Source organism: Streptomyces canus (genome assembly GCF_030815415.1).
Taxonomy (GTDB): domain Bacteria; phylum Actinomycetota; class Actinomycetes; order Streptomycetales; family Streptomycetaceae; genus Streptomyces; species Streptomyces canus_F.
The window spans coordinates 2,938,753-2,959,620 of sequence record NZ_JAUSWW010000001.1; the positions used below are offsets into that span (position 1 = coordinate 2,938,753).

Genomic DNA, 20,868 nt, shown 5'->3' on the forward strand with positions numbered 1-20,868 from the left:
CGGCAACGGAGGACGGCAGCGGGAGGCTTCAGGAGCGTACTTCGAGCAGCGGGACCAACTGCTCCGCGGGGGTCATCGAACCATGGTTGCCGACCATCGCCGACTCCTTGGGCTCCCGCTCGGACGCGATGATGAGGACGTCGTCCCGCGCGGCCGCGACCACGTCACCGAGGCGTGCGTACACCCGGTCGTCGACCTGGGGGCCGAACCAGCCCGCCGCGATCGCCTCGTCCCGCGAGGCCACCCAGAACTGCTCGCCGAGCACCTCGCGCCAGCAGGTCACGACGTCGTTCTCGGCGCCCGGCACCGCGTAGACGTGGCGGGCCCGGCCCTCGCCGCCCAGCAGGGCGACCCCGGCACGCAGCTCCCAGTCCTCGTCGAAGTCGATGCGGTGCTGCTCGTCGAAGGGGATGTCGACCATGCCGTGGTCGGCGGTGACGTAGAGCGCGCTGCGCGGCGGGAGCTGCTCCGCGAGGCGCTGCACCAGACGGTCCACGTGCATGAGCTGGCCGCGCCAGGTGTCGGAGTCGACGCCGAAGCGGTGCCCCGCACCGTCGAGTTCGGCGTAGTACGTGTAGACGAGCGCGCGGTCGGCGGCGGCCAGTTGCTCGGCCGCGAGGTCCATGCGGTCCTCGCCCGGCAGCCGGCCGAGGAACGTGCCGCCGCTCAGTGCGACCTTGGTCAGCGGGGTGTTCTCGAAGGTCGGTGAGGACACCTGCGCCGCGTGCACGCCCGCGTCCTGGGCGCGCTGGAAGATTGTGGGGTACGGCTGCCACACACGCGGCGAGGTCCACGGCTGCCAGCGCAGCTGGTTCATCAGCTCGCCGGTGTCGGGGTTGCGCACGGTGTAACCGGGCAGTCCGTGTGCGCCCGGCGGCAGTCCGGTGCCGACGGAGGCGAGGGAGGTCGCGGTGGTCGCCGGGAAGCCGGCCGTGATCGGCCGGCCGGTGCCGCCGCGCGAGCCCGCGAGCAGCGAGGCCAGGAAGGGGGCCTCGTCCGGGTGCGCCAGCAGCTGTTCCCAGCCGAGGCCGTCGATCAGGAACACACAGTTCCGGTCGGCGGGGGTCAGCTCGGTGATCGTGGCGGTCGTGCCGGGTACGCCCATGCCTGCGGCGAGCGTGGGCAGGAGGTCGGCGAGGGAGCCGCTGCCGTACTCGGGCAGCGGTGCGGAGTCGACGGCCAGTGGTTCCGGGTAGGGCTCCCAGGCGGTGGGCTGCGCCATCAGTGCGCGGTGTCCGCGGTCGCCTCGGAGAGGGACTGGGCGAAGGCGAGGGTCTGACGGACCGTGTCGGGGCCGTCGCCGGCCTCGCTGACCCGCAGGCTGAGGTCGTCGGCGGTCGAGTTGCCCGTGTAGCCGTGGTCGGCCTCGCAGTTGGGGTCGCCGCAGGCGGCCGGCTCCAGGTCGATCCGGGAGACGGCGCCCCAGCCGATGGTCAGCACGACCTCGCGGGGCAGGGTGCCCGGCTTGTACTGCTCCGGGTTGGCGACCACTCGGCTGAGCACGACCGAGGAGATCCGGCCAAGCTTCACGGACTCCGTGGACGTCGTGGCGTACGGCGTCGGGGAGGTGGTGTCGGCGGCCTGCTCGTCGGTGTGGCTGACGATGAAGCGGTTGCCGGTGAGGACGAGCACGGTCACATGCCGCCGCACCTCGTTCTGGTCGAACGTCGTCTCCTGGTGGACCAGGTACGACCGGATGGGCTCGCCGCCCACAGCGGCCTCCACCGCCTCGGCCACGAGGGCCGGGTAGTAGCCGCTGCGCTCGATCGCCGCTCGCAGCCCCTGGGTCGTCGTACTGGTCTTGGCCATGACCCCCATCCTACGGGGGGCGACTGACTGCGAGGCACCGCTCAGGGGTGTTCTCAGTACGCGGGCAGGGTCCGCGGGCCGAGGTCGTCGCGGGCGGGCGGGGGTGCCAGGCGTACGGACGCGCCGAGGACGCTCAGGCCGTGCGGGGCGACGACGACCGGTTCCAGGGTCACCGCGACGACCTCGGGGTGGTCGTCGACGAGGCGGGACACCCTCAGCAGCAGCTCCTCCAGGGCCGCCGTGTCGACCGGTGCCGAGCCTCTCCAGCCGAACAGGAGCGGCGCCGTTCGGATGGACCGGACCAGGGAGGTCGCCTCACGGTCGGTGACCGGAATCAGCCGGTGCGCGACGTCCCCGAGCAGCTGCGAGGCGGCCCCGGCGAGCCCGAAGGAGAGCACGGCTCCGGCCGCGGGATCGATGACGGCCCGTACGACGGTGTCCACGCCGCGTGGCGCCATCCGCTGGACGACCGGGCGCAGCTCCTCGGGCGTCCCGAACAGCTCGGCCAACTCGGCGTACGCCCGCCGCAGTTGTTCCTCGTCCGCGAGGTCGAGCCGTACGCCGCCCAGGTCGGCGCGGTGCCTGAGGTGCGGGGCGGTGGCCTTGAGGGCGACGGGGTAGCCGAGGGTGCGAGCGGCCCGGGCGGCCTCGTCGGGGGTGGGTGCGGGCAGGGCCCGGTGCACCTGGACGCCGTACGTGCCGAGGAGTTCGCAGGTCTCTTCGGTGCCGAGGGTCAGGCCCTGTCCGCGCGCGAGGAGGCCGTCGATGAGTTCGGCGGCGCCCTTCTCGTCGATGGCCGCGTCGATGTACTCGGGCACCTTGCCGGGCTCGGCGGCGTCGCGTCGCCATTGGGCGTACTTCACGGCTTCGCCGAGGGCGCGGACGGCACGCTCCGCGGCGGGGTAGGCGGGGATGAGGCGGGAGCAGTTCCGGGGTGCCTCTTCGGGGGCCTTGGCGGCGAGGCGGTCCAGGGCGCGGAAGGGGTGGGAGGCGCTCGGCGTGGCGGCCTGCGGTGCCGTGCTTGCCGCGGCGGACAGCGCCTCCGCGAGTCCGCCCAGCTCGACGTGGACCACCAGCACCGGCTTGCCCGGCACCCGCTCGGCCGCCGACCTGAGCGCCTCGGCGAGCGCAGCGTCCCCGGCGGAGCCCTCCCCCACGGCGGGTATCGCGGTCACGACCACCGCGTCGCAGGTGTCGTCCGCCAGCGCGCGCGACAGGGCGGTGTGGAAGTCCGCGGGCGAGGCGGCCGTCGTCAGGTCCAGCGGGGTCAGCGGCCTGAGCCCCTCGGAGAGGCAGGCGTCGTAGGTCAGCAGGCCCAGGGACTCGGAGTTGCCGAGGATCGCCACGCGCGGGCCGCCCGGGAGGGGCTGCCGGGCGAGCAGCAGGCCGGTGTCGACGAGTTCGGTGATCGTGTCCACGCGGATCACACCGGCCTGCGCGAGCAGGGCGGACACCGTCGAGTGCGGCAGCCGGGTGGCGCGTACGGCGTGCCCCTGGGGGGCGGCGCCGGCGCTCTGGACGACGACCAGCGGCTTGGCGGCCGCGGTGCGGCGGGCGAGGCGGGTGAACTTGCGCGGGTTGCCGATGGACTCCAGGTACATGAGGACGACGTCGGTGTCCGGGTCGTCGTACCAGTACTGCAGGACATCGTTGCCGGACACGTCCGCGCGGTTGCCGGAGGAGACGAAGGTGGAGACGCCCGTGGTCCCCGTGACGCCGCCGCCGCGCCGGTGCAGGCGGGACAGCAGGGCGATGCCGATGGCGCCGGACTGGGCGAAGAGGCCGATGCGGCCGGGTCGGGGCTTCTCGTTGGCCAGGGACGCGTTCAGCTGTACGTCCGGGTTGGTGTTGATGATGCCGAAGGCGTTGGGCCCGATGATCCGCATGCCGTACGCGCGCGCGTGCCGTACGAGTTCGCGCTGCCGTTCGCGTCCCTCGGGGCCGCTCTCCGCGTACCCGGCGGAGATCACCACGAGTCCCTGTACGCCGTGCTCGCCGCACTCGGTGACGACCTGGGGGACGTGCTCGGCGGGCACGGCGACGACCGCGAGGTCGACGGGCCCCTCGATGTCGCGCACCGAGCGGTAGGCGGGGACCCCGTCGAGCTCCTTGTCGGGGAAGGCCTTGTTCACGGCGTACAGCCGGCCCGTGAAGCCGGCGTCGCGGATGTTGTCGAAGACGCCGCGGCCCACGCCGCCACGGGTGCGGCCGACGCCGATCACGGCGACCGAGCCGGGCGTCAGCAGCCGCTGCACCGACCTCGCCTCGGCGCGCTGCTCGCGCGCGTACTGCACGGCCAGGGAGCGGTCGGTGGGTTCGAGGTCGAACTCCAGGCGGACGACGCCGTCCTCGAAGCTGCGCTTCTGGGTGTACCCGGCGTCCCTGAACACCTTGATCATCTTGTTGTTTGCGGGCAGCACCTCGGCGGCGAAGCGGCGGATGCCGCGCTCGCGGGCGACGGCCCCGATGTGTTCGAGGAGGGCGGAGGCGACGCCCCGGCCCTGGTGGGCGTCCTGCACGAGGAAGGCGACCTCGGCCTCGTCGGCCGGTGCGGACGCGGGCATTCCGTCGGTGCCGATGCGGTCGTAGCGTACGGTGGCGATGAACTCACCGCCGACCGTGGCGGCGAGTCCCACCCGGTCCACAAAGTCGTGGTGCGTGAAGCGGTGGACGTCCTTGGCGGACAGGCGAGGGTAGGGCGCGAAGAAGCGGTAGTACTTCGACTCGTCCGACACCTGCTCGTAGAAGCTGACCAGGCGCTCGGCGTCATCGACGGTGATGGGGCGGACGCGCGCGGTGCCGCCGTCGCGCAGCACCACGTCGGCTTCCCAGTGCGCGGGGTACTCGTGCCGGTCCGGCGAGGTCTGCATGGGCCCCAGATTACGGCTCGCGTACGACAACGGCGCGAGGCAGTCTGTGGAGAACGCAAGAGGATCGCAAGGACGGAAGTCGGACCGAGGCCGCGGTCCGACGGCTCACCCCGGACGGGACGCAGGTCCGCTCCGGAGAAGCTTCACGTTGTGGGAAACTGGTCTAGACAACCCTGAACACCGAAGGGCAGCATCACATGGCTGAGCGCCGCGTCAACGTCGGCTGGGCCGAGGGTCTTCACGCCCGCCCCGCTTCCATCTTCGTCCGGGCCACCACGGCCTCCGGTATCCCCGTGACGATCGCCAAGGCCGACGGCAACCCCGTCAACGCGGCCTCCATGCTGGCGGTTCTGGGCCTCGGCGCCCAGGGCGGCGAGGAGATCGTCCTCGCCTCCGACGCCGAGGGCGCGGACGCCGCCCTCGACCGGCTGGCGAAGCTGGTCTCCGAGGGTCTCGAGGAGCTTCCCGAGACCGTCTGATTTACCGGGTCCGGCTGATTCACGGCACCACAGAAGGGCTCGTCCGAATTTATCGGGCGAGCCCTTTGCATTTCCTGCTCACAGGCAGCGGAAATAATCTCCCGCGAATTACTGCCTCTTTGTATACGGCTCTTGTGTTAATGCCGCAGGCTCGGCATGTTTACGGGATGTTGCGAGTTCCTCACACGCTCGGGCCGATCTCCCGCGCCGTTGAATCGGAGCCGGTGCGCGGCTGTCGAGCGCTCGGTGTGCAGAGCCGTGACCGCCCGCGCGCGCTCCCCGTCGCCGCGCGCCACAGCGTCGACGATGGCGCCGTGCTCCGCCCAGGACTCGACGGGGTTGACCGGGGCGTCCACGGCGTACATCCAGGAGATCTTGTGCCGCAGCTGGGTCAGCATCGAGGTCAGCGCGGGGCTGCCGGAGGCCTGGGCGAGCGTCTCGTGGAACCAGCCGCCCAGGGACCGCAGGTCATCGCTGTTGCCCCTCCTGGCCCTCTCCTGACCCAGCCTCACCAGACCGCGCAGGACCTTCAGATGCGCCTCGGTGCGCCGCTGTGCTGCCCGGGAGGCACCCAGGGGCTCCAGGAGCATCCGCATCTCCAGCAGGTCGGCGGCCTCCTGCTCGGTCGGTTCGGCCACGCACGCGCCCGCGTGGCGCCGCGTCACCACGAAGCCCTCGGCCTCCAGGGTGCGCAGCGCCTCCCGGACGGGGACACGGGAGACCCCGTAGCGACGGGCGAGGAGTTCCTCGGTGAGGCGGCTGCCGCGCTCGTAGACACCGGCGACGATGTCGTCCCTGATCGCGGTGCATACCGAGTGCGCCGGAATACGCATGACCGACCTCCGCCTTAATCCCCGTGAAACGTCGATGATTGACGTGTGTTCAGTGACTCTATTGCAAAGAGCGGGAATTTCCGATGGCGGGCCGGAATCCATGGATATTTTTTGGACAACAGGGCGACAGAAACGGCAAAACCCCGGCTCGGTGAGCCGGGGTTTCAGGAGATCTCGCGGTCCGTCGTCAGACGTTCACGCCATGCGAACGCAGGTAGGAGACGGGGTCGATGTCCGAGCCGTACTCCGCGGTCGTACGAGCCTCGAAGTGCAGGTGCGGCCCGGTGACGTTGCCGGTCGCGCCGGAGAGGCCGATCTGCTGGCCCGGGGTGACCGTCTGGCCCACCGAGACACCGATGGACGACAGGTGCCCGTACTGGGTGTACGTGCCGTCGTTCATCTTGATCACGATGTTGTTGCCGTACGACCCGCCCCAGCCGGCCTCGACGACCGTGCCGGAGCCGACCGCGTGGACGGAGGTGCCGCTGGCGGCGTGGAAGTCGACGCCGGTGTGGCTGCCGGAGGACCAGACGGCGCCGCCGGCCTTGTAGCCGGTGGAGATGTACGAGCCCGAGATCGGGGCGACATAGCTGTTGAGGCGCTTGCGCTCGGCGGCGGCGCGGGCGACGCGCTCCTTGGCCTCGCGCTCCTTCTCGGCCTTGGCGGCGGCCTTCTTGAGCGCCGCCTCCTCGGCCTTCTGCCGGGCCTTCTGCTCGGCGGCCTCGATGGCCGCCTGCTGCTGGGCCTCGGCCTGGGCGTCGATCTGGGCGGCGACCGAGTCGCCGATGGTGACGACCGGGGTGAGGCCGGTCTGCTCGGCCGCGGGCTCCGCGGCGAGGGCCGGGGCCGCGAGGGTGCCGATGACGCCGGTGGTGGTGAGGGCCGCGACCCCCGCCACGTGGGCGGTGGTGCGCTTCATCCTGCTGGGACGACGGTGCTTCCCGGTGGCGCGCGTGAACGCCATGTGGTGGCTGGTCCTTTCCTTCCTTCTCGCCTACCGGGTTAGCTGACGGGTTCGGAGCAGGAAGGTCTCCTACGGACCCCCCTCGCTGCGCGCGGGCGTCCGATTCACCCCAGGGACTACATGAATGTGGGTCCCCGGCTCCCCTGGCTCGCGCCGTACGGGGACTCGGCGATGACTGTCCGGTGCCGCGGGCGCGGCGCACTGCCTGACGAACAGCCCGGATGACGCTAAGCGGGGCGACTTTCAATCCCCAAACGGATCAGGGGTTTTGTAGCGCATGCCACAGGGCAGACAGGCAACCTCTCCCCTAATTCGGACATTAAGGGGCCCTGGTGACACGTCAGTCACCAGGGCCCCTTCACGCGCGTGGCGCTACTCGGCGGACACGACGCTCACTTCACCGATTCCGAGCGCCTCCACGGGCTCCTTGATGGCGGACGCGTCGCCGACCAGGATCGTCACCAGCCGGTCCACCGGGAAGGCGTTGACGGCCGCCGCGGTGGCCTCCACGGTGCCGGTCGCGGCGAGCTGCCGGTACAGCGTGGCCTGGTAGTCGTCGGGCAGGTGCTGCTCGACCTGGTCGGCCAGCGTGCTCGCGACGGCCGCCGCGGTCTCGTACTTCAGCGGGGCCACGCCGACGAGGTTCTGCACGGCGACGTCCCGCTCGGCGTCGGTCAGCCCCTCGGCGGCAAGGGTGCGCAGGACCGTCCACAGGTCCTCCAGGGCCGGACCGGTGTTCGGGGTGTCGACGGAGCCGCTGATGGCGAGCATCGCGGCGCCGGTTCCGTCGGGGACGGACCTGAGGACCTGCCCGAACGAGCGCACACCGTAGGTGTAGCCCTTCTCCTCACGCAGGACGCGGTCCAGGCGAGAGGTGAGGGTGCCGCCGAGGCAGTACGTGCCGAGCACCTGCGCGGCCCACACACGGTCGTGCCGGTCGGCGCCGATACGGCCGATCAGCAGCTGCGTCTGGACGGCGCCGGGGCGGTCCACGATGACGACACGGCCCGTGTCGTCGGCGGTGATCGGCGGCACCGGACGCGGCTCGGCCTGGGAGCCGGTCCACGAGCCGAGGGTGTCGGCGAGCAGCGCGTCCAGGTCGATGCCGGTCAGGTCACCGACGACCACGACGGTGCCGGTGGCCGGGCGGACGTGCTTCTCGTAGAAGGCGCGTACGGCCGCGGAGTCGATGTTCTGGACGGTCTCCTCGGTGCCCTGGCGCGGGCGGGACATGCGCAGGTCCGCCGGGAACAGGGTCCTGGAGAGCTCCTTGGCGGCCCGGCGGGAGGGGTTGGCCAGCTCGTGCGGGATCTCGTCGAGGCGGTTGGTGACAAGGCGTTCGACCTCGCTGTCCGCGAACGCGGGCGCCCTGAGGGCGTCGGCCAGCAGACCGAGCGCCTTGGGCAGACGCGACGCCGGGACCTCGAGGCTCAGCCGTACGCCGGGGTGGTCGGCGTGGGCGTCGAGAGTGGCGCCGGCCCGCTCCAGCTCGGCGGCGAACTCCTCGGCGGTGTGCTTGTCGGTGCCCTCCGAGAAGGCCCGCGCCATGATCGTGGCGACGCCGTCCAGGCCGGCCGGCTCGGCGTCCAGCGGGGCGTCGAGGAGCACCTCGACGGCGACGACCTGCTGGCCGGGGCGGTGGCAGCGCAGGACCGTCAGGCCGTTGTCGAGCGTGCCGCGCTCGGGGGCCGGGAAGGCCCACGGCCGCGCCTCGCCCGCCTGCGGCCGGGGGTGGAACTCCATCGTGGCGAGCTCGGTCACTTGGCCGCCTCCTCGTTCTTGTCGCCGGCCTCGACGGTGGCCTCGGCCTCGGGGTCCTCCGGGGGATCCGCGTCCTCGGCGGTCTCCGCGGAGACGGGCTCGTAGACGAGCACCGCGCGGTTGTCGGGACGCAGGCAAGCCTTGGCGACCGCCTGCACTTCCTCGGCGCTCACTTCGAGCACCCGGTTGACGGCGGTGAGGGCGAGCTGCGGGTCGCCGAACAGGACGGCGTAGCGGCACAGTTCGTCGGCGCGGCCCGCGACGGTGCCGAGCCGGTCCAGCCACTCGCGCTCCAACTGGGCCTGGGCACGCTCCATTTCCTCGGCCGTGGGGCCCTCCGCGGCGAACCGGGCGAGCTCCTCGTCGATCGCCGCCTCGATGACCGGCACCTCGACGTCACCGGACGTCTTCACGTCCAGCCACCCCAGGGAGGGCGCCCCGGCGAGCCGCAGCAGGCCGAAGCCGGCGGCGACGGCCGTACGGTCGCGGCGTACCAGCCGGTTGTAGAGGCGGGAGGACTCGCCGCCGCCGAGGACGGTGAGCGCCAGGTCGGCCGCGTCGGCCTCGCGCGTGCCGTCGTGCGGCAGCCGGTAGGCCGCCATCAACGCGCGCGCGGGGACCTCTTCCTCGACGACCTCGCGCAGCTGCTCGCCGATGATCTCCGGCAGCGAGCCGTCGCGCGGGGCGGGCTTGCCGTCGTGGGACGCGATCGAGCCGAAGTACTTCTCGATCCAGGCGAGCGTCTGCTCGGGGTCGATGTCGCCGACCACGGACAGCACCGCGTTGTTGGGTGCGTAGTACGTCCGGAAGAACGCGCGCGCGTCCTCCAGCGTGGCCGCGTCCAGGTCGGCCATCGAACCGATCGGCGTGTGGTGGTACGGGTGGCCCTCGGGGTAGGCGAGGGCGGTCAGCTTCTCGAACGCCGTGCCGTAGGGCACGTTGTCGTAGCGCTGCCGGCGCTCGTTCTTGACGACGTCCCGCTGGTTCTCCATCGACTCGTCGTCGAGGGCGGCGAGCAGCGAGCCCATGCGGTCGGCCTCCAGCCAGAGGGCGAGCTCCAGCTGGTGGGTGGGCATGGTCTCGAAGTAGTTGGTGCGCTCGAAGCTCGTGGTGCCGTTGAGCGAGCCGCCCGCGCCCTGGACGAGCTCGAAGTGGCCGTTGCCCTTGACCTGTCCGGAGCCCTGGAACATCAGGTGCTCGAAGAGGTGAGCCAGGCCGGTACGGCCCTTGACCTCGTGACGCGAGCCGACGTCGTACCAGAGGCACACCGCCGCGACCGGGGTCAGATGGTCCTCGGAGAGCACCACGCGCAGCCCGTTGGCCAGGCGGTGCTCCGTTGCTGTCAGGCCTCCGGTGCCTGCCTGGTCTGTGGCCGTGTGACCCATGGGCATGTACGTCCCTTCGATCGCGGTGCGGTTGATCTGAACCGCGTTTTTCTGCCGGTCCTGCCACTGTATGCAAGCGTGCGGAGCGCCGGTGAAGTTCCCGGTGGTCGTACGCCGACAGCGAGATCCCGTAGCCTGCGGGCGGGGGCCGCGCGCCGTACGGGTGAACACACGGCGGGACGGCTGACGCCGGGGCGTCGTCCGCGTTGTCAGTGCCACGGTCCACAATGGTCCGCGTCAGATCCCGTTCACGCTTCAGCAAGAGTGAGCCGAAGGGGCGCGACCCGAAGGCGAGCGACCAGAAAAGAGGAGCCGGCAGCGATGGCCCGCCGTAGCACGAAGACCCCGCCGCCCGACGACTCGTTCGAGGAGAAGATCCTCGACATCGACGTCGTCGACGAGATGCAGGGCTCCTTCCTCGAGTACGCGTACTCGGTCATCTACTCCCGCGCCCTGCCGGACGCCCGTGACGGCCTCAAGCCGGTGCACCGCCGCATCGTCTACCAGATGAACGAGATGGGCCTGCGCCCCGACCGCGGCTATGTGAAGTGCGCCCGTGTCGTCGGCGAGGTCATGGGCAAGCTCCACCCGCACGGCGACGCGTCGATCTACGACGCCCTGGTGCGCATGGCCCAGCCCTTCTCCATGCGCGTGCCCCTGGTCGACGGCCACGGCAACTTCGGTTCGCTGGGCAACGACGACCCGCCGGCCGCCATGCGGTACACCGAGTGCCGCCAGGCCGAGGCGACGAGCCTGATGACCGAGTCGATCGACGAGGACACGGTCGACTTCGCCCCCAACTACGACGGCCAGGAGCAGGAGCCGGTGGCGCTGCCCGCCGCGTTCCCGAACCTGCTGGTGAACGGCGCCTCGGGCATCGCGGTCGGCATGGCCACGAACATGCCCCCGCACAACCTCTCCGAGGTCATCGCGGCCGCCCGCCATCTGATCCGCCATCCCAACGCGGATCTCGAGACCCTGATGAAGTACGTCCCCGGCCCCGACCTGCCCACCGGCGGCCGGATCGTCGGTCTGGCCGGCATCCGGGACGCCTACGAGACGGGCCGCGGCACCTTCAAGATCCGCGCCACGGTGTCGGTGGACACCGTCACGGCCCGCCGCAAGGGTCTGGTCATCACCGAGCTTCCCTTCGCGGTCGGCCCGGAGAAGGTCATCGCCAAGATCAAGGACCTGGTCGGCTCGAAGAAGATCCAGGGCATCGCCGACGTCAAGGACCTCACCGACCGCGCGCACGGCCTGCGTCTGGTCATCGAGATCAAGAACGGCTTCGTGCCGGAGGCGGTCCTGGAGCAGCTGTACAAGCTGACGCCGATGGAGGAGTCCTTCGGCATCAACAACGTCGCGCTGGTCGACGGCCAGCCGCTGACGCTGGGCCTCAAGGAGCTCCTGGAGGTCTACCTCGACCACCGCTTCGAGGTCGTGCGCCGGCGCAGCGAGTTCCGCCGCACCAAGCGCCGTGACCGTCTGCACCTGGTGGAGGGCCTGCTCACGGCGCTCGTCGACATCGACGAGGTCATCCGCCTCATCCGCTCCAGCGACAACTCCGCGCAGGCCAAGCAGCGCCTGATGGAGCGCTTCTCGCTGAGCGAGATCCAGACGCAGTACATCCTGGACACGCCGCTGCGCCGTCTCACCAAGTTCGACCGCATCGAGCTGGAGTCCGAGAAGGACCGGCTCAACGCGGAGATCGAGGAGCTGACCCGCATCCTCGACTCGGACACCGAGCTGCGCAAGCTGGTCTCCACCGAACTGGCCGCGGTGGCCAAGAAGTTCGGCACCGACCGGCGTACGGTCCTGCTGGAGGCGGGAGCGGTCGCCCCGGCGGCCGGTGTTCCGCTGCAGGTGGCAGACGACCCGTGCCGGGTGCTGCTGTCCTCGACGGGTCTGCTGGCCCGTACGGCGAACGGTGAGCCCTTCCCGGAGGACGCGGACAGCCGGCGCGTGAAGCACGACGTGATCGTCTCGGCGGTCCCGGCGACCGCGCGCGGTGAGGTGGGGGCGGTGACGTCGAGCGGCCGGCTGCTGCGGATCAGCGTCATCGACCTGCCGCAACTGCCGGATACGGCGTCGGCGCCGAACCTCGCCGGAGGGGCTCCGCTGACGGAGTTCGTCTCCCTGGTGGACGGCGAGACGCTGGTCTGCCTGATGACCCTCGACGAGTCGTCGCCGGGTCTGGCGCTCGGCACCGAGCAGGGTGTCGTCAAGCGTGTGGTGCCCGACTATCCGTCCAACAAGGAGGAGTTGGAGGTCATCACGCTGAAGGACGGTGACCGGATCGTCGGCGCGGTCGAGCTGCGCACCGGTGAGGAGGACCTGGTCTTCATCACGGACGACGCGCAGTTGCTGCGCTATCAGGCCGCGCAGGTCCGCCCGCAGGGCCGGCCCGCGGGAGGCATGGCCGGCGTCAAGCTCACGGACGGCGCGAAGGTCATCTCCTTCACCGCGGTGGACCCGGCGGTGGACGCGGTCGTCTTCACGGTCGCGGGCTCGCGCGGCACGCTGGACGACTCCGTCCAGACGACGGCGAAGCTGACCCCGTTCGACCAGTATCCGCGCAAGGGCCGCGCCACCGGCGGCGTCCGCTGCCAGCGGTTCCTGAAGGGCGAGGACTGCCTGTCCCTGGCCTGGGCGGGTCCCGTACCGGCCCGCGCCGCGCAGAAGAACGGCACACCGGCGGACCTGCCGGAGATCGACCCGCGCCGCGACGGTTCGGGTGTGTCGCTGGCGAAGACGGTGTCGGTGGTGGCGGGACCGGTCTAGAACGCGGGGTCCTGAAGGTCTGCTTCGGGATCCTGTACGTAGCGCAGGACGCCCCACATTCCGTGCTCGTCGGCGGTGTGCGGGGCGTCGCTCGCGCACTCCCCCAGTTCCTTGCCGAGTCCGGGCACGTCGATCCCGGAGCCGATGAGAACCAGCTGGCTGAGGCGCTCGGCGTCCGCCGGCCAGGGTTCCGGGTAGAAGCGCAGGAACCGCCCGACGGCATGGACGGCGTAACGGTTTTGGGTGTCGTACGCGCCGAAGTCGACGTACCCCTTGATCCGGTACAGCCCCTCGGGCCGACTGTCGAGGAACCGCATCAGCCGGCGCGGGTCGAGCGGCGTCTCGGAGACGAAGGAGAGGCTCTCGTACGCGGCGTGCAGATGGCCGTCGTGCGGGTCGTCCTCGTGGTGGTGCAGGTCGTCGAAGGAGAGCTGCCCGATCCGCTCCTCGCCGGGCCGGCAGTCGAAGAGGAACTCCGGGTCGATGCGGCCGTAGGCGGCGGGCACGACGGCGGCACGGTCGACGAGGGACCGTACGAGTCCGAGGACGCGCTCGCCGTCGGCCGCCCGGTCGAGCTTGTTGACCACGACGAGGTCGGCGAGGGCGAGATGCCGGTCGATCTCGGGGTGCTTGGCTCGGGTGTCGTCGAACTCGGCGGCGTCGACGACCTCGACGAGTCCGCCGTAGACGATCCCCGGATGCTCGCTCGCGAGCACCATGCGCACGAGTTCCTGGGGTTCGGCGAGTCCGCTGGCCTCGATGACGATCACATCGATGCCGGTGTCCGGACGGGCCAGCCGTGCGAGGTACTCGTCCAGCTCGCCGACGTCGACGGCGCAGCACAGGCAGCCGTTGCCGAGGGAGACGGTGGAGTCGCCCAGGGCGCCCGCGACGGCCATGGCGTCGATCTCGATGGCCCCGAAGTCATTGACGATCGCACCGATACGACTGCCTCCGCTGCGGTGCAGGAGATGGTTGAGGAGGGTGGTCTTGCCGGAACCGAGGAATCCGGCAAGTACGACGACCGGGATCTGCCGAAGGGGGCGACTCGGCTGACTCAACGTGCGACCTCTCTGACACCGACGCGTGCACCGGATCGTGGGCCCGGCGCACGTACGAGGATTGAATGCCGGACCAGGATACGAGCCGGAAGAATCACCGCGAAGTGAACGATTGTTAGCAGCACTTGCGGGGCAGACGTTGGGCAAGGCGCCGGTTCGTGCGACCCTCGCTTCCTTCCGTGCGCCTCCTCTCCGCCTCCCCGCCGATCAGAGCCGCTCGGCATTCTGGGAGACGGCAAGCGCCGCCCATCGCTCGCCGGTCCCCTTCCGTCGACCCGCACCCCGACGACCGGCGGACGGCCGCCTGATTCGGGGGTTGACATGGCCACACTTAGGCACTTCGCGGGGAGGCTGAGCTCCGCCACGCTCGCGCTCCTGGCTGCCACGGTGACGATGGCAGCACGCCAACGGCGCCTCGACGCGACCCGGCTGGACGAGAGGCGACTGGAACTCCAAGCGCTGGCGGTTCGGCGCAAGGGGTACGCGCATCAGCAGCGCATGCACTGGGAGCTGCTGTCCAGGGCGATCGACGACCCCACCCTCTTCGCGGTGATCGACACGTACGACAAGAGCATCCCGGCGGCGAAGCGTCGCCAGTTCCTCTACGCCAACGCGTGGTACGCCTACCTGTTCCATCTGTTCCGAGCCGAGGTCCTGGACCAGGAGGAGCTGTACATAGCCATGCGCGAGTTGCTGCAGAATTCGCTGTTCCGTGAGTACTGGGACGCGTCGAAGGCCCAGCGGGCGAACCTGAAGCAGTCGTCCGACGAGGCACGCGTCGGGCGCATGATCGACGGTCTCGTACGGGACCTGGACGAGGCGGACACCGACGAGTGGTGGGTGGTGGGCAACCCTCCGTCCGAGTGATCCCCGCCCGCCCTGCCGCATCATCTCGCTCAGTCGCCCCGACAACACGAGCCTGCGACTTTGGCCGCATGAACGCGTAGCACTCATCAACCCCAGTACGGTTCTGCCAGCACTGTGCCCCACACAGCGAAGGACCGATACCCCTTGAAAATCGTGCGCCGCATCGGTGTGCCTCCAAGCGCCCGAGGCTCCAACACGGGCGCCAGCTGCCCGGACGTGTTCGAGCTGAGCGATGGCAACTTCGCCGTCATCGGAACCGAAGCCACCGAGGCGCTTGAGCGTGAACTCCCCGCCGATGCCTCCCGTGCCGACTACGAACGCATCGTCATCGTGAGCCGGGAGACCCTGATCCGCGCCAAAGCGGACATCCCCGACGCCTGAACCACGGGCACGCGTCCGCACCGGACTCGTCACGTGAAAGAGCCCCGCCCGGCCGCACCTCACCAAGAAGCGTCCCGGGCGCCCACCGGCGAGCAGCCCGTCACCCCGTCCCTGCTCGATCTCCCTCGATGAGGCCTGGCGCCAGAACGGCACCAGGCCACACGCATGTCATGCCGCGAAGGCCCTGCGGTCGATCAGGCGGGGTCCTCGTCCAGCTTCGCCACCACCCGGTCGGAGATGTCGGCCAGCGTCCGCAGCTCCGCCGGGGTGACATGGTCCAGGAACAGCTCTCGCACGGCCTCGACATGCATCGGAGCCGCCGCCGCGATCGCCGCCCGCCCGGCGTCCGTGATCACCACGAATGCTCCTCGCGCGTCTTCGGGGCACTCCTCGCGGATCACCAGCCCTCGTCCGGCCATCCGCGCGATGTGGTGGGACATCCGGCTCTTCTCCCACTCCAGCGCCCGGGACAGATCCTGGTAACGCTGCCGGCCTTCCGGCACATCCGTCAGGTTGACCAGTACGGCGAAGTCCGCGGCCGAGAGTTTCGACTCGCTCTGCAGCATGCGTGACAGACGGCCCACCAGCCGCTCGTGCAGTCGGACAAAGCTCCGCCAGGCGTGCTGCTCCTCCGCCGTCAACCACCGCACCTCGTCATCCATACAAGCGAGTGTAAAGGAGTTGATAAGTCATCCAGCTTGGTGAAGGGCGACCCTCCGAACAGCAGCACGAGCACATGCACAGCGTCCGAAACCTCGTGGTCAGGACGCGTATCGCGGTGTCCACTGCGTCGCCGAGATCGCGTCGCGCAGCTCGGCCTCCGTGGCCCGGGGGGCCACCCCGTCCTCCACCGCGGCCTCGGCCACGGCCACGGCGATCTCGCGGGCCGCCTCCCGCATGCCCGCCAGCGGTGGCAGCAACGGGGTGGCCCCGTCCGTGCCCGCTCGAACCGCGCACTCCCCCACGGCCCGCGCCGCGGCCACCATCATGCGGTCGGTCACCCGGGAGGCCCGGCAGGCGGCCACGGCCAGGCCGACGGCGGGGAAGACGTAGACGTTGTTGGCCTGAGCGACCGGCACCTCCCGCCCGTCCACCTTCAGCGGCGGGAAGGGCGAACCCGCGGCGATCAGCGCCCTGCCGTCGGTCCAGCGGGCGAGGTCGGCCGGCTCGGCCTCGGCGTTCGAGGTCGGGTTGGACAGCGGAAGGATCACCGGCCGGTCACAGGCTTCGGCCATCGTCCGCACGATCTCCTCGGTGAACGCGCCGTGCGCGGTGGACAGCCCGATCAGCACCGTCGGCTTCACCTCGTCCACGACCTGCGCCAGATCGCGCCCACCCCACTGTCGTACCTCCGCGTCATCGCGCGCGTAGACCCGCTGCTCGGGAGTGAGGTCGGTGCGGGAGCGCACCAGCAGGCCGTCGATGTCGACGAACCAGAAGCGGTCGGCCGCCTGCTGCTCGGAGAGGCCTTCCTCGACGAGCGCGGTGCGGATCATGTCGGCGACCCCGATCGCCGCCGACCCCGCGCCGAGGACCACGAGGCGGTGGTCGGTCAGCCGCGTCCCGGCAACCTTCGTGGCGGTGGACAGCGCGCCGAGTGCCACGGCCGCGGTGCCCTGGATGTCGTCGTTGAACGTCAGCAGCCGGTCCTGGTAGCGGCCGAGAATCGGGCGGGCGTGCGCGGTCGCGAAGTCCTCCCACTGAAGGAGGGTCCCGGGCAGTTCGGCCTCCACGGCGGACACGAACGCCTCGATCATCTCGTCGTAGGCGTCCCCGGTGACGCGGTGCTGCCTGCGGCCGAGATAGTGCTCGCCGGTCAGCAGCTGCTCGTTGTCGGTGCCGGCGTCGAGCAGGATCGGCAGGGTGCGTGCCGGGTGGATGCCGCCGATGGCGGTGTAGAGGCTGAGCTTGCCGATCGGGATGCCCATGCCGCCCACCCCCTGGTCGCCCAGGCCCAGGATGCGCTGGCCGTCGGTGACGACGATAACGTCGACCTCGGGGTTGGGCCGGTTGCGCAGGATCTCCCTGAAGCGGTGGCGGTCCTCGTAGGTCAGGAACAGACCGCGCGGCCTGCGGTAGATCTGGCTGAAGCGTCGGCACGCCTCGCCTACCGTCGGGGTGTAGACGACCGGCAGCATCTCCTCCAGGTGGCGGGTGAGCAGGTCGTAGAAGAGCACCTCGTTGGTGTCCTGGAGCTGGCGCAGGTAGATGTGCCGGTTGAGCGGTTTGTCGTACGCGAGGAACGCCTTGTACGCCCGGTCCGCCTGTTCCTCAAGGCTCTCCGTCGCGGGCGGCAGCAGCCCGTCCAGGCCGAGTTCGGCGCGTTCTTGCGGACTGAAGGCGGTGCCCTTGTTGAGCAGCGGGTCGGCGAGCAGGGCCGCCCCGCGGGCGGAGGCCGGGTTGGTCGACGTCATGACGCTTCCTCACAGGTCCACGGTGGGCGGGCTTCAGGGGCGGGGGATGTTGCGCAGGTTGGCGCGCGCCAGGTCCAGCATCTTGCCGACCCCTCCGTCGAGCACGGTCCGACCTGCCGCGAACGCGAAACCCTTCACCTGACCGGCCGAGATGTGCGGCGGGATCGACAGCGCGTTGGGGTCGGTCACCAGGTCGACCAGGAAGGGGCCGTCGTGGGCGAAGGCCTGCTTGAGGCCGGCGGTGACGTCCTCGGGCCGTTCGACACGGATCCCCGCGATGCCGGCGCCGCGGGCGATCGCCGCGAAGTCCACCGGCTCGTGGTCGGTCTCGTAGTCGGGCAGTCCGTCGACCAGCATCTCCAACTTCACCATCCCGAGGGAGGAGTTGTTGAACACGATCGTCTTCACCGGCAGGTCGTGCAACTTCGCGGTGAGCAGTTCGCCCATCAGCATGCCGAGCCCGCCGTCGCCCGACATCGAGATCACCTGGCGGCCGCGGTCGGCGAACTGCGCGCCGATGGCGTGCGGCAGCGCGTTGGCCATGGTGCCGTGCAGGAAGGAACCGATCACCCGGCGCCGCCCGTTGGGGGTCAGATAGCGGGCCGCCCACACGTTGGACATGCCGGTGTCGACGGTGAACACGGCGTCGTCGGCGGCGAGTTCGTCCAGGACGGAGGCCGCGTACTCGGGGTGGATCGGGAGGTGCCGCTCGACGTCGCGCGTATAGGCGCCGACCACCGTCTCCAGGGATTTGGCGTGCTCGCGCAGGCTGCGGTCCAGATAGGAACGGTCCCGCTTCGCCTCCACCAGCGGCAGCACCGCGCGCAGCGTCTCCCGTACGTCGCCGTGGACACCGAGCTCCAGCACCGTACGGCGGCCCAGGCGGCCCGCGTCATGATCGATCTGTACGGTCCGCGCCTGCGGCAGGAAGTCGTTGTACGGGAAGTCCGTACCCAGCAGGACGACCAGGTCGGCCTCGTGCATCGCGTCGAAGCACGCCCCGTAGCCCAGCAGTCCGCTCATGCCGACGTCATAGGGGTTGTCGAACTGGATCCACTCCTTGCCGCGCAGCGTGTGCCCGACGGGGGCGGCGGCCTTCTCGGCGAGTGCCATGACCTCGGCGTGCGCGTCCCGGACTCCGGCGCCGGCGAACAGCATCACCTTCCGCGCCGCGTTCAGCTTCTCGGCCAGGGCCTGCACCTGCGTGTCCGGGGGGACCACACGGCCGCGCTCGGTGACCAGGTCACTGCTCCCGGTCGGTTGGGTCGCCTGGGCGTGGGTGACATCGCCTGGGACGATGAGCACCGAGACCGCGCTGTGCCCGAGGGCGCGCTGCAGGGCGATCCGCAGTACGCGGGGCATCTGCTCGGGGGTGCTGATCATCTCGCAGTAGTCGCTGCAGTCGGTGAACACGCGCTCGGGGTGCGTCTCCTGGAAGAAGCCGGTGCCGATCTGGTGCGAGGGGATGTGCGAAGCGATCGCCAGCACGGGCGCGCCGGAGCGGTGCGCGTCGTACAACCCCTGGATCAGGTGAGTGTTGCCGGGGCCGCAGCTTCCCGCACACACCGCGAGCTTGCCGGTCAGCTGTGCCTCCGCCGACGCGGCGAACGCGGCGGCTTCCTCGTTGCGTACGTGCACCCACTCGATGCCGTCGGTGCGCCGCACCGCGTCGACCACGGGGTTCAGGCTGTCGCCCACCACTCCGTAGATCCGCTCCACGCCCGCCTGGCGCAGGATGTCCACCATCTGATGGGCTACGGTCACGTTTCGCATCGCCGGGCTTCTCCTCGTGAGCTGTACGCCGTGTCGTCCGGCGCCTACCCATTCCGATTTTGTTGACGCATCCAGCCTGGAAACCGATGTCAGGCGCCCCGCAAACGACTCCAGCCCCGTCCGCAGCGTCACCTCGGCACCCCGGCTGTCGGCGGCGCACTCCGCGCGCCGTACGAGCCCTCGCCGCTCCTTACGCCGGAGATGATGCGAGAGGCGGCTGCGCTGCCGGCCGATGCGGGAGGCCAGCACGGAGGGACGCGGTCGGCGCCCCTCCGCCTCACACAGGGCGAGGAGAAGGGCGTAGTCGGTGCTGGGCAGCGCCTCGCGTGACCCATCCATCGCTTCACTCCTTTAGTTGACACATCAATTAGAGCGGGCCACCATTGACACGTCAACCGTTGGTGCCGCGCAGCCACCCCTGGCGCGCAACACCTACTCACGAAGGAACCCAGCCATGTCTGATCTCGTCTTCGGCCTGGACACGTTCGGCGACGTACCGGAGGACGACTCCGGCACTCCGGTGTCCGACGCGCGGGCCATCCGGCAGGTCGTCGACGAGGCCGTTCTCGCGGAGGAAGTCGGCGTCGACGTCATCGCCCTCGGCGAGCACCACCGCCCCGAGTACGCGATCTCGACCCCGGAGACCGTTCTCGCCGGCATCGCCACGCGCACGGAGCGGATCCGTCTGTCGTCCGGCGTGACGGTGCTGAGCTCCGACGATCCGGTCCGGGTCTTCCAGCGGTTCTCGACCGTGGACGCGCTCTCGAACGGCCGGGCCGAGGTCATCCTGGGACGCGGCTCCTTCACCGAGTCGTTCCCCCTCTTCGGATACGACCTGAGCGATTACGACGTGCTGTTCGAGGAGAAGATCGAACTCTTCGCCAACCTGCTGGAGGAGAAGCCCGTCACCTGGAGCGGCACCAAGCGGGCCGCTCTCGACAACGCCGACGTCTTCCCCAGGACCGAGTCCGGGCAGCTGACCACCTGGGTCGGTGTCGGCGGCTCGCCCCAGTCGGTCATCCGCACCGCGCACTACGGCTTCCCGCTCATGATCGCCATCATCGGCGGCAGCCCGGAGCGCTTCGCGCCCTACATCGACCTCTACCAGCGCGCCAGCGACAAGTTCGGCACCACCGCCCACCCGGTCGGCATGCACTCGCCGGGCTTCATCGCCGACACGGACGAAGAGGCCCGCGAACTGCACTGGCCGCACTACAAGGTCATCCGTGACCGTATCGGCGCGCTGCGCGGCTGGCCGCCGGTCAGCAAGGAGGAGTACGCGAACGAGATCGAGCACGGCTCCCTCTACATCGGCTCCCCCGAGACGGTGGCCCGCAAGATGGCCGGCGCCATCAAGGCACTCGGCGTCGGCCGGTTCGACCTCATCTACACCACCGGGGCGCAGCCGATCAGCGCCCGGCTGCGCGCCGTCGAGCTGTACGGCACGAAGGTCCTCCCGATGGTCCGCGACCTCCTCACCGCCTGACACC

Annotated in this window: 16 protein-coding genes and 1 riboswitch; of the genes, 5 read left to right on the forward strand and 11 right to left on the reverse strand. The window is 70.4% G+C overall.

Annotated features, from left to right (window positions below; translation table 11 throughout):
* Nucleotides 1-28: 28 nt before the first annotated feature.
* The 3 genes from QF037_RS13480 to QF037_RS13490 are packed head-to-tail and all read right to left on the reverse strand — an operon-like array spanning nucleotide 29 to nucleotide 4,679.
* Complete coding sequence (locus QF037_RS13480; protein ID WP_307024946.1) at nucleotides 29-1,222, reverse strand: alkaline phosphatase family protein; 1,194 nt, start codon at nucleotides 1,220-1,222, stop codon at nucleotides 29-31.
* Nucleotides 1,222-1,809, reverse strand: coding sequence for a DUF5998 family protein (locus QF037_RS13485; RefSeq protein WP_307024948.1), 588 nt, complete (start codon nucleotides 1,807-1,809; stop codon nucleotides 1,222-1,224). Before QF037_RS13485 ends, QF037_RS13480 begins: the two co-directional genes overlap by 1 nt.
* Nucleotides 1,810-1,862: 53 nt before the next feature.
* A complete protein-coding gene (locus QF037_RS13490; RefSeq protein ID WP_307024950.1) occupies nucleotides 1,863-4,679 on the reverse strand; it encodes a bifunctional acetate--CoA ligase family protein/GNAT family N-acetyltransferase in 2,817 nt (938 codons plus the stop codon).
* Between the two features lie 197 nt (nucleotides 4,680-4,876).
* On the opposite strand from QF037_RS13490, the gene QF037_RS13495 reads away from it, so the two are divergent.
* The gene (locus tag QF037_RS13495; RefSeq protein ID WP_059198592.1) at nucleotides 4,877-5,158 is read left to right on the forward strand and encodes an HPr family phosphocarrier protein; all 282 of its coding nucleotides are present in this window, start codon (nucleotides 4,877-4,879) and stop codon (nucleotides 5,156-5,158) included.
* Nucleotides 5,159-5,295: 137 nt separating this feature from the next.
* Here QF037_RS13495 and QF037_RS13500 read toward each other — a convergent pair whose 3' ends face one another.
* The 4 genes from QF037_RS13500 to QF037_RS13515 form a co-directional block, all read right to left on the reverse strand.
* A complete protein-coding gene (locus tag QF037_RS13500; RefSeq protein ID WP_307024954.1) occupies nucleotides 5,296-5,991 on the reverse strand; it encodes a GntR family transcriptional regulator in 696 nt (231 codons plus the stop codon).
* A 187-nt stretch (nucleotides 5,992-6,178) separates the two neighbouring features.
* Entirely contained in the window at nucleotides 6,179-6,955 is a 777-nt protein-coding gene (locus tag QF037_RS13505; protein ID WP_307024956.1) for a M23 family metallopeptidase, read from the reverse strand.
* Nucleotides 6,956-6,968: 13 nt separating this feature from the next.
* A riboswitch (cyclic di-AMP (ydaO/yuaA leader) is annotated at nucleotides 6,969-7,136 on the reverse strand.
* Between the two features lie 191 nt (nucleotides 7,137-7,327).
* On the reverse strand, nucleotides 7,328-8,716 hold the full coding sequence (locus tag QF037_RS13510) for a M16 family metallopeptidase (protein WP_307024958.1): 1,389 nt from the start codon (nucleotides 8,714-8,716) through the stop codon (nucleotides 7,328-7,330).
* Nucleotides 8,713-10,107, reverse strand: a complete 1,395-nt coding sequence (locus tag QF037_RS13515) for a M16 family metallopeptidase (protein WP_307024960.1) — start codon at nucleotides 10,105-10,107, stop codon at nucleotides 8,713-8,715. The genes QF037_RS13510 and QF037_RS13515 overlap by 4 nt, the downstream gene beginning before the upstream one ends.
* A gap of 315 nt (nucleotides 10,108-10,422) precedes the next feature.
* Between QF037_RS13515 and QF037_RS13520 the strand changes: the two genes are divergently transcribed.
* Nucleotides 10,423-12,882 (forward strand): DNA gyrase/topoisomerase IV subunit A, encoded by a 2,460-nt coding sequence (locus tag QF037_RS13520; RefSeq protein WP_307024962.1) that lies wholly within the window; start codon nucleotides 10,423-10,425, stop codon nucleotides 12,880-12,882.
* On the opposite strand, the gene QF037_RS13525 is transcribed toward QF037_RS13520, so the two are convergent.
* Entirely contained in the window at nucleotides 12,879-13,943 is a 1,065-nt protein-coding gene (locus QF037_RS13525; protein ID WP_307024964.1) for a CobW family GTP-binding protein, read from the reverse strand. The genes QF037_RS13520 and QF037_RS13525 overlap by 4 nt on opposite strands.
* 321 nt (nucleotides 13,944-14,264) lie before the next feature.
* Here QF037_RS13525 and QF037_RS13530 point away from each other — a divergent pair, with 321 nt between their 5' ends.
* Both QF037_RS13530 and QF037_RS13535 read left to right on the forward strand, forming a co-directional pair.
* Complete coding sequence (locus tag QF037_RS13530; RefSeq protein WP_307024966.1) at nucleotides 14,265-14,810, forward strand: DUF6082 family protein; 546 nt, start codon at nucleotides 14,265-14,267, stop codon at nucleotides 14,808-14,810.
* Between the two features lie 144 nt (nucleotides 14,811-14,954).
* Nucleotides 14,955-15,191, forward strand: coding sequence for a hypothetical protein (locus QF037_RS13535; RefSeq protein ID WP_307024969.1), 237 nt, complete (start codon nucleotides 14,955-14,957; stop codon nucleotides 15,189-15,191).
* 194 nt (nucleotides 15,192-15,385) lie between these two features.
* Here the strand turns inward: QF037_RS13535 and QF037_RS13540 are convergent, their stop codons facing one another.
* The 3 genes from QF037_RS13540 to QF037_RS13550 all read right to left on the reverse strand — a co-directional run bounded on the left by QF037_RS13540 (nucleotide 15,386) and on the right by QF037_RS13550 (nucleotide 19,378).
* On the reverse strand, nucleotides 15,386-15,853 hold the full coding sequence (locus QF037_RS13540; RefSeq protein WP_307024972.1) for a MarR family winged helix-turn-helix transcriptional regulator: 468 nt from the start codon (nucleotides 15,851-15,853) through the stop codon (nucleotides 15,386-15,388).
* A 99-nt stretch (nucleotides 15,854-15,952) separates the two neighbouring features.
* A complete protein-coding gene (locus QF037_RS13545; protein ID WP_307024975.1) occupies nucleotides 15,953-17,605 on the reverse strand; it encodes an NAD-dependent malic enzyme in 1,653 nt (550 codons plus the stop codon).
* A gap of 33 nt (nucleotides 17,606-17,638) precedes the next feature.
* The gene (locus QF037_RS13550; protein WP_307024977.1) at nucleotides 17,639-19,378 is read right to left on the reverse strand and encodes a pyruvate dehydrogenase; all 1,740 of its coding nucleotides are present in this window, start codon (nucleotides 19,376-19,378) and stop codon (nucleotides 17,639-17,641) included.
* 454 nt (nucleotides 19,379-19,832) lie between these two features.
* On the opposite strand from QF037_RS13550, the gene QF037_RS13555 reads away from it, so the two are divergent.
* On the forward strand, nucleotides 19,833-20,864 hold the full coding sequence (locus QF037_RS13555) for an LLM class flavin-dependent oxidoreductase (RefSeq protein ID WP_307024979.1): 1,032 nt from the start codon (nucleotides 19,833-19,835) through the stop codon (nucleotides 20,862-20,864).
* The last annotated feature ends 4 nt before the right edge of the window (nucleotides 20,865-20,868 follow it).